Source organism: Actinomadura hibisca NBRC 15177, assembly GCF_001552635.1.
GTDB lineage: Bacteria > Actinomycetota > Actinomycetes > Streptosporangiales > Streptosporangiaceae > Spirillospora > Spirillospora hibisca.
The window spans coordinates 1-14705 of record NZ_BCRO01000146.1 but is presented as its reverse complement, the minus strand read 5'-3'; the positions used below and the strand labels follow the sequence as shown (position 1 = coordinate 14705).

13 protein-coding genes are annotated in these 14705 nt (G+C 72.3%); 7 read left to right on the top strand and 6 right to left on the bottom strand.

Annotation, left to right across the window (positions count from 1 at the left end):
• Positions 1-1036 (top strand): hypothetical protein (locus tag AH6_RS44960; RefSeq protein ID WP_169807985.1); only part of this gene is annotated, 1036 nt, incomplete at its 5' end.
• 68 nt (positions 1037-1104) lie between these two features.
• On the opposite strand, the gene AH6_RS41460 is transcribed toward AH6_RS44960, so the two are convergent.
• Positions 1105-1587 carry a pyridoxamine 5'-phosphate oxidase family protein gene (locus AH6_RS41460; protein WP_067491873.1) on the bottom strand — a complete coding sequence of 161 codons (483 nt, stop codon included), beginning with the start codon at positions 1585-1587 and terminating at the stop codon, positions 1105-1107.
• A 111-nt stretch (positions 1588-1698) separates the two neighbouring features.
• Here AH6_RS41460 and AH6_RS41455 point away from each other — a divergent pair, with 111 nt between their 5' ends.
• Entirely contained in the window at positions 1699-2757 is a 1059-nt protein-coding gene (locus AH6_RS41455) for an NHL repeat-containing protein (RefSeq protein ID WP_067491871.1), read from the top strand.
• A gap of 6 nt (positions 2758-2763) precedes the next feature.
• Here AH6_RS41455 and AH6_RS41450 read toward each other — a convergent pair whose 3' ends face one another.
• Entirely contained in the window at positions 2764-3480 is a 717-nt protein-coding gene (locus tag AH6_RS41450; protein WP_067491869.1) for a DUF2625 family protein, read from the bottom strand.
• 164 nt (positions 3481-3644) lie between these two features.
• Here AH6_RS41450 and deoC point away from each other — a divergent pair, with 164 nt between their 5' ends.
• The 5 genes from deoC to AH6_RS41425 all read left to right on the top strand — a co-directional run bounded on the left by deoC (position 3645) and on the right by AH6_RS41425 (position 8593).
• Positions 3645-4586, top strand: coding sequence for a deoxyribose-phosphate aldolase (deoC, locus tag AH6_RS41445; protein ID WP_067491867.1), 942 nt, complete (start codon positions 3645-3647; stop codon positions 4584-4586).
• A gap of 2 nt (positions 4587-4588) precedes the next feature.
• Positions 4589-6019: an aldehyde dehydrogenase family protein gene (locus AH6_RS41440; protein WP_067491865.1), complete on the top strand. Its 1431-nt coding sequence runs from the start codon at positions 4589-4591 to the stop codon at positions 6017-6019.
• 94 nt (positions 6020-6113) lie between these two features.
• Positions 6114-6971, top strand: coding sequence for an aldehyde dehydrogenase family protein (locus AH6_RS41435; protein ID WP_067491863.1), 858 nt, complete (start codon positions 6114-6116; stop codon positions 6969-6971).
• 85 nt (positions 6972-7056) lie between these two features.
• Positions 7057-8265 (top strand): hypothetical protein, encoded by a 1209-nt coding sequence (locus AH6_RS41430; protein WP_067491861.1) that lies wholly within the window; start codon positions 7057-7059, stop codon positions 8263-8265.
• A gap of 82 nt (positions 8266-8347) precedes the next feature.
• Complete coding sequence (locus AH6_RS41425; RefSeq protein ID WP_067491859.1) at positions 8348-8593, top strand: DUF2630 family protein; 246 nt, start codon at positions 8348-8350, stop codon at positions 8591-8593.
• Positions 8594-8696: 103 nt separating this feature from the next.
• Here the strand turns inward: AH6_RS41425 and argS are convergent, their stop codons facing one another.
• The 4 genes from argS to AH6_RS41405 form a co-directional block, all read right to left on the bottom strand.
• Positions 8697-10460, bottom strand: a complete 1764-nt coding sequence (gene argS / locus AH6_RS41420; protein ID WP_067491857.1) for an arginine--tRNA ligase — start codon at positions 10458-10460, stop codon at positions 8697-8699.
• Between the two features lie 112 nt (positions 10461-10572).
• The gene (locus AH6_RS46920; RefSeq protein ID WP_067491855.1) at positions 10573-11499 is read right to left on the bottom strand and encodes a hypothetical protein; all 927 of its coding nucleotides are present in this window, start codon (positions 11497-11499) and stop codon (positions 10573-10575) included.
• Entirely contained in the window at positions 11496-12035 is a 540-nt protein-coding gene (locus AH6_RS41410; RefSeq protein WP_067491853.1) for an RNA polymerase sigma factor, read from the bottom strand. The genes AH6_RS46920 and AH6_RS41410 overlap by 4 nt, the downstream gene beginning before the upstream one ends.
• A gap of 72 nt (positions 12036-12107) precedes the next feature.
• Positions 12108-14495, bottom strand: coding sequence for an HAD-IC family P-type ATPase (locus AH6_RS41405; RefSeq protein ID WP_067491851.1), 2388 nt, complete (start codon positions 14493-14495; stop codon positions 12108-12110).
• Positions 14496-14705: the final 210 nt, after the last annotated feature.

Below are 14705 nucleotides of genomic sequence, written 5' to 3'. Positions count from 1 at the left end.
GCGGGCGGCGGCGGGCGCGGGCGTGGCCGCCGCCGTCGCGCTGGGCGCGGTCGTGGTGGTGGACCTGCCCGGGGACGCCCCCGAACGGCCCGTCGTCACCTCGTCGGTGGGGGGCGCCGTCGCCTACCCGAACCCGATCATGCAGGAGGCGAGCTTCGGCTGGTTGCCGCAGGGTTACCGCCTGACGGGACTGATCGGCGACACGCAGGACAGGACCAGCGTGACGTTCCACGCCGGCGGTTCCACCGCAGGTCTCGACCTGGCCGTGTTCGACCGGGGCCCGGAACCGATGATCCACAAGCTGCCGGGCGCGCGACCGGGCAACCGCACGCCCGCGCCACCGGTGAACGGCCGTCCCGCGTTCTGGACGATCAAGCCGGGCGGGGACGGCTCCGAGCAGGTGCCCGCCGCGCTCCGGTGGGAGTTCGCGCCCGGCCGGTGGGCGCTGCTGACCGTCAACGAGGACCGTCTCGCGACGGTGGACACGGTGTACCGGGTGGCGCGGGGCGTGCGCTTCGGGACGGCCAAGCCCGCGACCTTCCCGGTGACGGTGAAGGGCCTGCCCGCCGGGCTGCGCGTGTACCGCTCCATCCGCACGCTGGAGCAGGCGAGGACGCAGGGCGGGAGGCCCGCGCCGCTCGGTGACCCGACCGTCTCGTTCTCGCTGGGGACGGCGAAGGGGGACGGCGGGGACCAGGACGATCTGACCATCACGGTGACGCCGAAGGACCCGGCCGCCCTGCGGGCGCTGGGGACCAACACGAAGATCGACGGCCACCCGGCCTACGACTCCGCGCTCGGCGCGCCCACCGGCACGGGCAAGCGGCACTACGTCCGCCCCGGCGACACAGCGAAACGGCAGGCGGGGCAGCGGCTGCGGGTGTTCGGGGCGCACGGTCACGACGTCACGATCAACGCGAGCGGCGAGCCCCTGCGGCTGCTCCAGAAGTCGGGCGGCCTGACGGCCCTCTACAAGAGGATCACGTTCCTGGGCGAGAACCCGGCCGACTGGACGACCGACCCACTGATCCGCTGACCTGGTTCACCTGAACCCCGACCGACAAAGCCCCCGGCCTCTCCTCTTGAGAGCCCGGGGGCTCGTGGTCAGGGTTCGATCACGGCGGTGCGCGGGGTCAGCGACGTCGGGAAGTTCGCGCCGTCGAGCACCTGCACGCGGGACGGGTCCAGCCGCAGCACCGTGAAGCCCTCGCTCTCCGGCCCCGCCACCCCGAAAGCCCGCAGGTCGTAGCCCAGCGGCGGCGGGGTGCCCAGGAAGATGTCCCAGACCCGCTGCTTGACGCCCATGTCCTCCACCCAGCTCGCCGTCGCCTCGCCCAGCACCACGTTCTGGGACGGCGACCAGTACGAGAACGCCACGTGCGGGTTCTCCGCCAGGTGCCGCGCCTTCACGGGCGTGCGGCCCGTGAAGATCCAGCCGATCGGGCGGCCGTCCACGACCTCCCAGATCGGGTGCAGGACGCGCGAGCGGGGCCGTCCCCGCCCGTCCACCGTCGTCACCGTGCACCAGACGATCTCGTGGGTGAAGCGCAGGAAATCGTCCTGCAACGCGCTGAACTGCTCGGCCATCACGCCTCCCGGTCGCTTCGGTCCCTGCACGCAGAATTGCACGTGGCTCTGACGGCGGCCGTCGCTATGCTGCCGCGACCGGGGAACGATCCCCCGCAAGATAGGACGTAAATGAGCAACAACTTCCGCGTGGGAGCCGTCGGCGTCGCCGCCGGTGCCGTGCTCCTCTCGCTCGTCGCGCCCGCCCACGCCGCCACCGGCTGGCGCATCACCGCCACCCCGGACAAGAACTCCGGGCTGCGCGACATCGCGGTGACCGGGCCCAACGACGCCTGGGCCGTCGGCTACCAGTCGGTCAAGGACGACGCCGTGCCCGTCGTCCGGCGCTGGAACGGCAAGGTCTGGAACAGGGTCGCCCTCCCCGCCGCCGTCAAGGGCGCCTACCTCGAACACGTCAGCGCCTCCTCCAGCACCAACGTGTGGGTCGGCGGCAGCGACGGCCACCTCAAGCAGTTCTGGATGCGCTGGAACGGCAAGAACTGGAAGGTCGTCACCGGCACGCTCCCCAAGGGCAGCGACCCCCACAGCCCGGACGTGCTGGCCCTCGGCGCGGGGGACGTCTGGTCCTTCGCGCAGGCGGGCAAGTGGGAGACCTCCGTCCCCGACGTCCGGCACTTCAACGGCCGGTCCTGGAGCAAGGTCCGCGTGCCGGGCCCGATCGCCGGGGCGAGCGCCGTGTCGGGCAAGAGCATCTGGGCGACGAGCTGGGCCAAGGGCAAGCAGGGGCCGAAGCCGACCCTGCTGCGCTGGAACGGCAAGACCTGGGCGCAGCGCTCCCTGCCGCTGGGCGAGGGCAGCGGCATCGGCGGCGTGCTGGCGTTCAGCGACAAGAACGTCTGGGTCTCCGGCATGAACCCCGGCGCCCTGGGCGTGCTGCTGCACTGGAACGGCAAGTCCTGGAAGACCGTCGTCGCCCCCAAGACCAGCGGCGTGCTGCAGAACCTGGTCTACGACGGCAACGGCGGCCTGTGGATGCGGGCGGGCCAGAGGTTCCTGCACTACAAGTCCGGCAAGTGGTCCTCCGCCGCCGTTCCGGGCCGTCCCGGAGTCCGCACGGCGATCGCCGGGCTGGCCCGCGTTCCCAAGACCACCTCGGTCTGGGGCGTCGGCGCGCTGGACGACAAGGACTGGATCAACACCGCCAGCGTCGTCGTGAAGTACGGGAAGTGAACCGGGTCACACGGCCCCGAGGAACCCCGGGTCCGGTTCACCGAACCGGCCGCTGAACTCGCGGCCGAGGTCCAGCAGCTCCGTCAGGGGCACCCGGCGGCGGCTCGTCGCCGTCATGTCCTGCTGGGCCTCGGCCGACCACGGGAACGGCACCACCGAGATCCCCTCGTCGCCGCCCAGACCCGCGATCTCCTCCCGCCAGCCCGGCCAGCGCAGTTCCCCGTAGAAACCGTCCAGCGGGCCGGTGAGCAGCCAGGCCAGCCAGTCGCCGTGCCCGACGTCCAGGGCCTCCCAGCGCAGCGCGTCCGGCGCGAAGTACACCACCTCGCCCGGCTGCCCGGGACGGCCCGACGCCGCCGGGTCGATGCCGTTCAGCGCGAACACCCCGCCCAGCACGTCGTGCGCCACCACCAGGCCGCCCGACGCGTGCCAGCCCGGGTCGAACTCGGCCGGGAACCCGTTCACCCGCGCCAGCCCCGGCAGCTCCGGCGAGCCGCCCGCGTAGATGCGCAACCAGCCGCCGTCCAGCAGCAGCCCGCCGCAGTTCAGCACCAGCGAGCCCAGCCACGAGCGCGTCGTGACCTGGAGTTGGAGCAGGCACGCGCGGGCCGTCTCGGGGTCGGCGGGCAGGCACTCCAGCGGTGTCCGGCTCTCCGCCAGCCGCTCGGTGAGGGCCGGCCAGGCCGGGTCGGGGACGTTGGCGAGCTCGCTGAGTTCACGCATTCGCAGAGAATCTCACGCGAACGGGCGCGGCGCGCCCCGGCGGGTGTCGATCTTGTGGCCGGGTCTCTGTCGTTTTTATACGTTGACGTCCACTTTTAACGGTTGTGACCGAAACGGGATTCAGCTGTTTTGTGCCGGTGCCGCGCGTAGGTGATGCTGGGGGAGTGTCAAAGGAGACTCTCACCGGCGCGCCCGCCAGCAGGGCCGAGCTGCGCGCGTTCCTGCACGGCCTGCCGGGTGTCGACCAGGTCGGCGCGGACGAACGCGCCGCGCGCCTGGCCACCCGGTCCGTCAAGACCTCGTCCAAGGCCCAGGCGATCGACCTGGCGATCTCCATGGTGGACCTGACCACCCTGGAGGGCGCCGACACCCCCGGCAAGGTGCGGGCCCTGTGCGCCAAGGGCGCCCACCCCGACCCCGGCGACCCGGGCGTGCCCAGGGTCGCGGCGATCTGCGTCTACCCCGACATGGTCGGCGTCGCGGTCGAGGCCCTGAAGGGCACCGGCATCGGGGTGGCGAGCGTGGCCACCGCGTTCCCGTCCGGCCGCGCCCCGATGGAGGCCAAGCTCGCCGACACCCGCATGGCCGTGGCCGACGGCGCGACCGAGATCGACATGGTGATCGACCGGGGCGCGTTCCTCGCCGGCGACTACGCCAAGGTGCACGAGGAGATCGTGGCCACCAAACAGGCGTGCGGCGACGCGCACCTGAAGGTCATCTTCGAGACCGGCGAGCTGGTCACCTACGACAACGTGCGCCGCGCGTCCTGGCTCGCCATGCGCGCCGGGGCCGACTTCATCAAGACCTCCACCGGCAAGGTGTCCCCGGCCGCCACGCTGCCGGTCACCATGGTCATGCTGGAGGCGGTGCGCGACTACCGCGCCGCCACCGGCCGCCAGGTCGGCGTGAAGCCCGCCGGCGGCATCCGCACCACCAAGGACGCGATCAAGTACCTGGTGCTGGTGAACGAGACCGCCGGCCCCGACTGGCTGACCCCGCAGTGGTTCCGGCTGGGCGCCTCCAGCCTGCTGAACGACCTGCTGATGCAGCGCCGCAAGCTGGCCACCGGCGTCTACTCCGGTCCCGACTACTTCACCCTGGACTGACGATGACCTTCGAGTACGCCCCGGCCCCCGAGTCGCGGGACGTGGTGGACGTCCGCGCCTCCTACGGGCTGTTCGTCGACGGCGAGTTCACGAGCGGGCACGGCGAGCCGTTCAAGTCGATCGACCCCTCCAACGAGGAGACGCTCGCCGAGATCGCCACCGCCGACGAGGCCGACGTCGACCGCGCCGTCAAGGCCGCCCGCACCGCCTTCGACAAGGTGTGGGGCCCGATGCCGGGCCGCGACCGCGCCAAGTACCTGTACCGGATCGCCCGGCTGATCCAGGAGCGCTCGCGCGAGCTGGCGGTGCTGGAGTCGATCGACAACGGCAAGCCCATCCGCGAGTCGCGCGACGTGGACCTGCCGCTGGTGGCCGCCCACTTCTTCTACTACGCGGGCTGGGCCGACAAGCTCGGCCACGCGGGCCTCGGCGCGGACCCGCGGCCGCTCGGCGTCGCCGGGCAGGTCATCCCGTGGAACTTCCCGCTGCTGATGCTGGCCTGGAAGATCGCCCCGGCGCTGGCGTGCGGCAACACCGTCGTGCTCAAGCCCGCCGAGACCACCCCGCTGACCGCGCTGGCGTTCGCCGAGATCTGCCGCCAGGCCGACCTGCCGCCGGGCGTGGTCAACATCGTCACCGGCGCGGGCGAGACCGGCCGGGCGCTGGTGGAGCACCCCGGCGTCGACAAGATCGCCTTCACCGGCTCCACCGACGTCGGCAAGCAGATCGCGCGCTCGGCGGCGGGCACCGGCAAGCGGCTGACGCTGGAGCTGGGCGGCAAGGCCGCCAACATCGTCTTCGACGACGCGCCGCTGGAGCAGGCCGTCGAGGGCGTCGTCAACGGCATCTTCTTCAACCAGGGCCACGTGTGCTGCGCCGGGTCCCGCCTGTTGGTGCAGGAGTCGGTGGCCGAGGAGCTGCTCGACCGGCTCAAGGCCCGCATGGCGACGCTGCGCGTCGGTGACCCGCTGGACAAGAACACCGACATCGGTGCGATCAACTCGGCCGCGCAGCTGGAGAAGATCCGGATGTTGTCGGAGATCGGCGAGCAGGAGGGCGCGGGCCGCTGGTCCCCGCCGTGCGAGCTGCCGCAGCGCGGCTTCTGGTTCGCGCCGACGGTGTTCACCGACGTGGCGCAGTCGCACCGCATCGCCCGCGAGGAGATCTTCGGCCCCGTGTTGTCGGTGCTGACCTTCCGCACCCCCGCCGAGGCCGTCGAGAAGGCCAACAACACCCCCTACGGGCTGTCGGCCGGCGTCTGGACGGAGAAGGGCTCGCGCACCCTGTGGATGGCCGAGCGGCTGCGCGCGGGCGTGGTGTGGGCCAACACCTTCAACAAGTTCGATCCGGCGTCGCCGTTCGGCGGCTACAAGGAGTCCGGCTTCGGCCGCGAGGGCGGGCGGCACGGACTGGAGGCGTACCTGAATGTCTGAGCGCGCCGCGTCGGCTGGACCGAGGAGCGAGGAACGAGTGACGAGGGAAGCCGGCGCGCGAAAAGCGCGCGAGGCGGCGAACGGAGGTGAGCCAATGGGCAGGGAGCGTCTGGCGGTCCGCAAGACCTACAAGCTGTTCATCGGGGGAGCGTTCCCCCGATCCGAGTCCGGCAGGTCGTACGTGGTGAACGACGCCAAGGGCCGCTTCCTGGCCAACGCCTCCCAGGCGTCCCGCAAGGACGCGCGCGACGCCGTCGCCGCCGCCCGCAAGGCGTTCGGCGGCTGGTCGGCCCGCACCCCCTACAACCGGGGCCAGATCCTCTACCGCGTCGCCGAGGTGCTGGAGGGCCGACGCGAGCAGTTCGCGGCCGAGCTGCGCGCCGCCGGGCTGGCCAAGAACGCCGCGACCGCCGAGGTGGACGAGGCGATCGACCGCTGGGTCTGGTACGCGGGCTGGGCCGACAAGCTGGGCGCGGTCGCCGGGTCGGCCAACCCGGTCGCCGGGCCGTTCTTCAACTTCTCGACGCCCGAGCCCACCGGGGTCGTCGCCGTCATCGCGCCGGACTCGCCGCTGCTCGGCCTGGTGTCGGTCGTCGCGCCCGCGATCGTGTCGGGCAACACCGCCGTGGTGGTGGCCTCCGAACCGGCCCCGCTGACCGCGATCACCCTGGCCGAGGTGCTGGCGACCTCCGATCTTCCGGGCGGCGTCGTCAACGTCCTGACCGGCCGCCGCGCCGAGCTCGCGCCGTGGCTCGCCTCGCACATGGACGTCAACGCGCTGGACCTGGCGGGCGTCGCCGCCGACGCCGTGAAACCCCTTGCGGAGAAGGCCGCCGACAACCTCAAGCGGGTGCTGCCGCCGGGCGGATCGGACTGGTCCGCCGAGCCGGGAACACGGCGGATGACGGCGTTCCTGGAGACTAAAACGGTGTGGCATCCGGTGGGTGTCTGATCCCTCGAATGGCGAAGTGTGTGTAGAGCGACGGCAAGTGTGGAATAGATCTCTCCGTAGCTGATCATGCACGGGGGGTAGATCAGTGGCATCCACGACCACAGCGCGCGCTACCACCGGCCGAAGTGCGGCCAGTCGCGCAAAGAGCACGACCGCCAGGAAGTCCACCACCGCCAAGAAGGGGGCCACGGGGACCAAGCGGACCAGCGCCGCAGCCAAGAGCACGGCGGCGCGGCCGACGGTCAGCGCCCGCACGACCGGGACCGCCAAGCGGTCCACGGCCAAGTCGGGCACGACTGCCGCCAAGAAGAGCACCGCGGCCAAGTCGAGCAGCAGGGCGAGCACCGCCAGGGCGTCCACGGCGAAGAAGCCCGCGACGCGTTCCACGGCCAAGCGGAGCACGGCCGCGAGCGGGACGGCCAAGACCGTCAGCACCGCCGCGACCCAGGCCAAGGCCGCCGCCACGCAGATGAAGTCGGTGGCGACCAAGGCCAACAGCTCGGTCAAGGCGATGACCGCCATGTCCAAGGCGATGGCCGGTGCCACCAAGGCGATGGCCGACGCCGCCAAGGCGATGAACGCCGCCGCCAAGGTGATCAACACGGCGCAGACGACGGCCAAGAAGTCGGCGTCGACGGCGAAGAAGTCGACCGCGGCGAAGTCGGGCACGGCGAAGAAGTCGTCCACGGCGAAGTCGGCCACGGCCAAGAAGTCGGCCACGGGCAAGACGGGCACCACGCGCCGCACCTCGGCCTCCGGCACGTCCCGGAGCACGGTGAGCGCGCGGACCGCCAAGCCGAAGAGCACCACCAGGAAGGCATCGACGGCCAAGACCGGCACGTCGAAGTCGACCACGGGCCGGAAGACGGCGGCGTCGAAGTCGACCACGGCCAAGGCGTCCACCGCCAGGAAGCCGGCCACGCGCCGGACGGCGGCGGCGGGCACCGGCCGTTCGACGGTGTCGGCCCGCACCGGGACGTCGTCCCGGTCGACCGGCACGAAGGCGTCCACCCGGTCGAGCGCGGCCGAGAAGCCGGCCACGCGCAAGACCACGGCGGCCCGGTCCACCACCACCCGCAAGACCGGGTCGGCGGCGGCCAAGCCCAAGGCGAGCACGACCCGCCCGTCGGGCCGCACCGCCTCGCGGGCGATGGCGGGCGCCAAGCGCGCGTCCACCAGCGCCCGACCGGCCGCACTGGTGGAGGCCAAGACCGACGTAGGCTCGACGCAGCAGCCGATGCAGCACTCGTCGAGCGGCGACGGCGGCTTTCTGGCGGGCCTCGACCGGGCCTGACCAAGTGAAGCCGGCGGCGGAGCCCCTACCCGACACATCGGGGACGGGGCTCCTAGCCGCATCATCACCCAGTGGAGGGCCCATGGACGACAAGCAGATCCTCGCGCAGATCAACGACCTGGTGGACGAGGAGAAGAAGCTGCGCACCAAGCTCCAGCAGGGCGAGCTGAGCGCGGCCGAGGAGCACGAGCGGCTCCGCCGCCTCGACGTGGCCCTCGACCAGTGCTGGGACCTGCTGCGCCAGCGCCGCGCCCGCAAGGACTTCGGCGAGGACCCCGACGAGGCCGAGGTGCGCCCCGCCGGCGAGGTGGAGGGCTACCTCCAGTAACGGGCCCGCGCATCGCGAGGGGACTACGCCGACCGGGCCGGTTGAACGCCGGCGGGCCGGCCCCGGAAGCCCGGAGCCGGCCCGCGTGGCCGTGCGTCTCGTCCTACATGCGCTCGGGAACCGGCACGCCGAGCAGCTCCAAGCCCGTCTCCAGCGTGCGCAGCGTCACCGCGCACAGCGCCAGCCGCGACGCCTTCGTCTCCTCGTCCGGGGCCTTCAGCACCGGGCAGTTCTCGTAGAAGGTCGTGTAGGCGTCCGCCACCGAGTAGACGTAGGCGGCCAGCTTGTGCGGCTCGGCGGTGTCTCCGGCCTGCTTCAACACCGCGCCGAAGTCCAGCAGCCGCAGCGCCAGGGCCCGTTCCGCCGGATGCGTGATCCGGATCGGGCCGGTGGCCTGCTCCGGCGCGACGCCCGCCTTCTGGAAGATCGAGCGGATCCGCGCGGTCGCGTACTGGAGGTAGGGGCCGGTGTTGCCCCGGAACGCGATCATCCGGTCGAAGTCGAAGATGTACTCGCTGTCCAGCGCCACCGACAGGTCGGCGTACTTGACCGCGCCGATCCCGACCTTCGCCACGATGTCGGCCCGCACGGCCTCGTCCAGCGGCTGGTCGCGCTCGATCTTGTCGAACTCGGTCCCGGCCCGCTCGACGGCCTCGTCCAGCAGTTCGGCCAGCTTGACGGTGCCGCCGGCCCGGGTGCGCAGGATCTTGCCGTCGGTGCCCAGCACGTTGCCGATCTCGGCGTGCTCCAGCCGCATCCCGTCACTGACCCAGCCCGCCATCCGCGCCACCGCGAACGCCATCTGGAAGTGCAGCGCCTGCGGCGCGCCCACCACGTAGACCACCCGGTCGGCGTGCTCGGTGTCGGCCCGGTACCGGATCGTCGCCAGGTCGGTGGTGGAGTAGTTGTAGCCGCCGTCGCTCTTGCGCACGATCACCGGCAGCGGGTCGCCCTCGCGGCCCTTGAAGCCGGGCGGGAACACCACCAGCGCGCCCTCGCTGATCTCGGCGATGCCCTTGTCGGTCAGCTCCTGGGCGGTGGGGGCGAGCAGGTCGTTGTAGAACGACTCGCCCTTGATGTCGTCGTCGGTGAGGGTGACGCCGAGCTTGCGGTAGACGTTGTTGAAGTACCGCTTGGAGACGTCGACCAGGATCTGCCACAGCCGCATGGTCTCGGCGTCGCCCGCCTGGAGCATGACCACCCGCTGCCGGGACCGGGTGGCGAACTCCTCGTCGGAGTCGAACTTCTGCCGCGCGGCCTGGTAGAAGGCGGTCAGGTCCGACACCGAGGAGTCGTCGGTGGCGGCCTTCTCCACGCCGACGTCGAGCAGCTGCTCGATCAGCATCCCGAACGGGGTGCCCCAGTCGCCCACGTGGTTGTCGCGGACGACGTCGTCGCCCAGGAACTCCAGGATGCGCGCGATGGCGTCGCCGACGATCGTGGTCCGCAGGTGGCCGACGTGCATCTCCTTGGCCACGTTGGGCGAGGAGTACTCGACGATGACCTTCTCGGGCCGCTCCCGGCGCGGCACGCCCAGCCGCTCGTCGCCCAGCACGTCCTGGGCCTGCGCGGCGATCCAGTCGTCGCTGAAGGTGAAGTTGAGGAACCCGGGCCCGCTGACCTCGACGGCCGACACCAGGTCGGCCACGTCGAGCTCGCCGAGGATCTCCTCGGCGACCGCTCGGGGGTTCTGCTTCTCGCCTTGCTCGGCCTGCAGGCGCTTGGCCAGGGGCAGCGCCACGTTGGACTGCAGGTCGGCGAACTGCGACGGCCGGATGACCGGGTCGGCGTCCGCGTACGACGGTCCGAAGGCGGCGCTGAGCGCGGCCTGGACCCGGGCGGAGAGAACGAGTTGCGGATCGGGCATGTCTCCAGGTTATCGGCCTGAGGGTGTGGGACCGGTAATGGTTTCGCCGAAAGTCACCGGGTTCACGCCGGTACGGCCGCCGCCCGGCGGGGGCGGCGGCCGCACCGCCGGATCAGGGCCGCGAGGCCGGGCCGCGGGGCACGTCCAGATCGGTCGGGTCGGGGGCCGCGGTGGTGGCGGAGTCGGGGTCCCCGGCGGCCGGGGTGATCATCAGGACGGCGCCGTGCGCGCTGTGCAGCCACACCCGCGCCACCCGCCGGTCCGGGCCGGGACGCCAGTCGGCGGGCGGCTCGTAGGCGTCGCCCGAGCCGTCCGCGGCGAACTCGCCGATCATGTAGACGACCGTCATCCCCAGGTGGCGCAGCCCGGCCCGCGCCGCGCCCGCCGTCCGGCCCTCCAGGCGGCGCAACGCCGGGGGCGGCGGGGCCTGCTGGAAGGGGCCGTCGTGGTAGGTCTCGCCGGGCCGCGCCGCCCGGCCCAGCATGACCGCCAGGCCGCTGCGGCGGACGTCGCCGCTCAGTTCCACCGTGAGCGGGCACGCGCGGCCGTCGCTCGGGCATTCCGGCACCGTGACGTCGACGCTCCCGTCGAGGATCTCGTCCGCGGGCCCGGTGCCGAGGTCGCCCACGGCGAGCACCTTGCGTTCGGACGCGGGCGAGACCGGCACGATCGACAACTTCGCGCGCACGCCCAGCTTGGCGAACGCCTCGGTGAACCGGTCCGAATCGGCGTAGGCGTCCTTGACCCGGACCACGTAGACGTCGCCGGTGTGCTCGATGTCGACGGCCGCGTTGGCGTAGCCGCTCAGCCGCGTGGGGCCCGCGCCGTTCAGGCCGACGAACGCGGCGACGGCCAGCGCCATCGCCACGGCACCGGCCAGCAGCCGGGGACGGCGCACCCGGCGCGGCCGCGCGGCCTCGGTGAGGGGTTCTTCGGCGGTGACGGCGGCCAGCAGGTTGCGCGCGCCGACCGTGCCGGGGCCGGGCACCTCGGGGGCGCGGTCCAGGGACGCGACCAGATCATCGACGGAGGTCTTCACGTCAGCGCCTCCTGCGGGGCGGAGCGGGCGAGGCATGCGGCCGGGACGGGGTCGATCCCGGCCTCCTTGAGCGCGCGGGCGAACCGTTTGCGGGCCCGGTGCAGCCGGACGCCCACCGCGTTGCGGGAGCAGCCGAGCACCTGGGCGATCTCGGCGCCGGTCAGACCCTCCCACGCGACCAGCGCGAGCAGCTCCCGGTCGCGGTCGGACAGGCCGTCGAACACCCGCGCGACGGGGGAGTCGTCGGGCGGCGCGCCCGCGGCGAGGACGGTCAGCTCGGCGCGCAGCACGGCCGTCTTGACCGCGTGCCGCCGCTCGCCGCGCCGGTGGTTGGCCAGCACGCGCCGCGCCACCCCGTACAACCACAACCGCGCCTGGTCGCCGGACGGCAGCTCGGCGGCGCGCCGCCAGGCGATCGTGAACGTCTCGGCCACCACGTCGGCGGCGTCCTCGGGCGTGGCGCAACGCCGCAGCGCGTAGGCCAGCAGCGGGCGGTAGGTCCGCTCGTACACGGCGGCGAACTCGTCCTCATCCATGCGGAAGCCAGGGCATCGTGTCCTCCGGGGTCGGTGTCACCCAGCACATGTCCGGCATCCCCCGGAGATCTTTCACCCCTCGTGCGAGCGGCGGCGCTTCAGCCAGGAGTCCCAGCGCAGCGCCAGCGTCAGCAGCACGCCCGCCGTGATCGCGATGCCCAGCGAGACCAGGTCGTTGTGCAGGTTGTCGGGCCGCAGCGCGAAGAAGTTCCGCAACCACGGCACCGCCAGGACGATCAGGAACGCCGTGCCCATCGCCGCCACCAGCGACAACCGCCACCAGTTCCACGGCCGCGCGATCAGCAGCAGCACCCACAACGCCAGCAGGAACAACGACAGCGACGCCGCCGAGCTGTCCTCCTCGAACTCGGTCCCGGGATTCTCGCTGGCCAGCAGGTACCCCGCGAAGGTCGCCACGCCGCACGCGATCCCAGCCGGGATCGCGAAGCGCAGCACCCGCGGCACGAAGCCGGACCGCGCCCGCTCCAGGTTGGGCGCCAGCGCCAGGAAGAACGCCGGGATGCCGATGGTCAGGCTGCTGATCAGCGTCAGGTGCCGGGGCAGGAACGGGAACCGCACGTGCATGATCCCGACCAGCACCGACAGGATGATCGAGTAGACGGTCTTGGTAAGGAACAGGTTGGCGACCCGTTCGATGTTGCCCAGCACCCGGCGGCCCTCGCCCACCACGTAGGGCAGCGTGGCGAACCGGTTGTCCAGCAGCACGATCTGCGCGACCGCGCGCGTCGCGCCGCTGCCCGACCCCATCGAGATGCCGAGATCGGCGTCCTTGAGCGCCAGCACGTCGTTGACGCCGTCGCCGGTCATCGCGACCGTGTGGCCCTTGGACTGCAACGCCTTCACCATCGCGCGCTTCTGCTGCGGGCTCACCCGGCCGAAGACCGAGTTGCCCTCCAGCACCTCGGCCATGTCCGCGATGTCGTCGGGCAGCGTGCGCGCGTCCACCGGGTGCTCGGCGCCGGGCAGCCGCAGCTCGCGGGCGATCGCGCCGACCGAGGCCGGGTTGTCGCCGGAGATGACCTTGACCTCGACGTCCTGCTGCTCGAAGTAGCGCAGGGTCTCGTCGGCGTCGGGCCGCAGCCTTTGCCGCAGCACGACCAGGGCGGCGGGCTCGGCGGTGTCGGCGACGTCGAGGGAGTCGGGCGCGGCGAACGACCCGTCGGGCACGCGGGCCAGCGCCAGCACGCGCAGGCCGGTGGAGCCCAGCTCCTCGGCCTTCTCGCGCGCCGGATCGTCGGGGCTCAGCAGCACGTCGGCCGCGCCGAACACCCACGCGCCCTGCCCGGCGAACTCGGTGCCGCTCCACTTGCGCGCCGACGAGAACGGGACGGCGTCGGCGACCTTCCAGCCGGGGTCGGGGACCTCCAGGCCCTCCTTGACCGCCCGCATGGTCGCGTTCGGGTCGGGGTCGCCGTTGGCCAGCGCCGACAGTGCCCGCTCGGCGTCGTCGCGGCCGCCCAGCGGCACCACCTCGTCCAGGTCCATGCCGGGTTCGGTGAGGGTGCCGGTCTTGTCCACGCACAACACGTCCACGCGGGCCAGGCCCTCGATCGCGGGCAGCTCGTTGACCAGCGTCTTGCGCTGCCCGAGCCGCACCACGCCGACGGCGAAGGCGATGCTGGTCATCAGCACCAGCCCCTCGGGGATCATCGTGACGACCCCGGCCACCGCGCCCACCACCGCTTCGGGGATGTCGTGGACGGTCAGGAACTGGCTGACGAACAGCAGGATCGCGGTCGGCACGATCAGCCAGGTGATGTACTTGAGGAACTTGTTGATGCCCGCCATCAGCTCCGAGTGCGACAGCGAGAACTGGCTGGCCTCGGCGACGAGCTTGGCGGCGTAGGCGTCCTTGCCGACCTTCTCGGCGACGAACCCGCCGCTTCCGGCCACCACGAAGCTGCCCGACTGGACCTGGTCGCCGGGGGCCTTGTGGACGGGGTCGGCCTCGCCGGTGAGCAACGACTCGTCGACCTCCAGGCCTTGGGAGTCGGCGACGCGGCCGTCCACCACGATGCGGTCGCCGTTGCCGAGCAGGATCAGGTCGCCGAGCACCACCTCGTGCTGGGAGACCTCCCGCTCCGCGCCGTCGCGCCGCACCCGGACGGGCGTCTCGCCGATCACCGCCAGCCGGTCCAGGGTGCGCTTGGCGCGCAGCTCCTGGATGACGCCGATCGCCGAGTTGGCCACGATGATGCCGCCGAACAGGCCGTCCTGCCACTGCCCGAAGATCATCACCAGTACGAACAGCGAGCCGATCAGCGCGTTGAAGCGGGTGAACACGTTCGCCCGCACGATCTCGCCGACCGACCGGCTGGACCGGCGCGGCACGTCGTTGGTCTGCCCGGCCGCGACGCGCTCGCGCACCTGCGCGCCGGTCAGGCCCTGCCTCCCGGAGGGCGGCCCGGTGGGCGCCCCCGCTGCCTGTGGATCCGTCACGTTGCCCCCGAGGGAGCATTTTCCCCAAGATCGACGGGGGCAATCCCGGGTGGTGGCGGCGCTGGTCAGGGCGTGCTGGTCAGGGCGCGGCGGGCGGCTCGGTGTGGGCGTGCGCGGGGTCGCGCTCGGCGGGCGGCTCGGCGGGGGACTCGGCGGTCGGCTCGGCCGGGGGCGGGGCGACGGGCGGGACGTTGAGCGGCGGGGGAGGGG

Excerpts from the sequence above, each read along its gene's own strand:
- AH6_RS41435 (WP_067491863.1), top strand. The coding sequence starts at position 6,114 with ATGGGCAGGGAGCGTCTGGCGGTCCGCAAGACCTACAAGCTGTTCATC.
- AH6_RS41440 (WP_067491865.1), top strand. The coding sequence starts at position 4,589 with ATGACCTTCGAGTACGCCCCGGCCCCCGAGTCGCGGGACGTGGTGGAC.
- AH6_RS41455 (WP_067491871.1), top strand. The coding sequence starts at position 1,699 with ATGAGCAACAACTTCCGCGTGGGAGCCGTCGGCGTCGCCGCCGGTGCC.
- AH6_RS41460 (WP_067491873.1), bottom strand. The coding sequence starts at position 1,587 with ATGGCCGAGCAGTTCAGCGCGTTGCAGGACGATTTCCTGCGCTTCACC.
- argS (WP_067491857.1), bottom strand. The coding sequence starts at position 10,460 with ATGCCCGATCCGCAACTCGTTCTCTCCGCCCGGGTCCAGGCCGCGCTC.
- AH6_RS41410 (WP_067491853.1), bottom strand. The coding sequence starts at position 12,035 with ATGGATGAGGACGAGTTCGCCGCCGTGTACGAGCGGACCTACCGCCCG.
- AH6_RS41450 (WP_067491869.1), bottom strand. The coding sequence starts at position 3,480 with ATGCGTGAACTCAGCGAGCTCGCCAACGTCCCCGACCCGGCCTGGCCG.
- AH6_RS41425 (WP_067491859.1), top strand. The coding sequence starts at position 8,348 with ATGGACGACAAGCAGATCCTCGCGCAGATCAACGACCTGGTGGACGAG.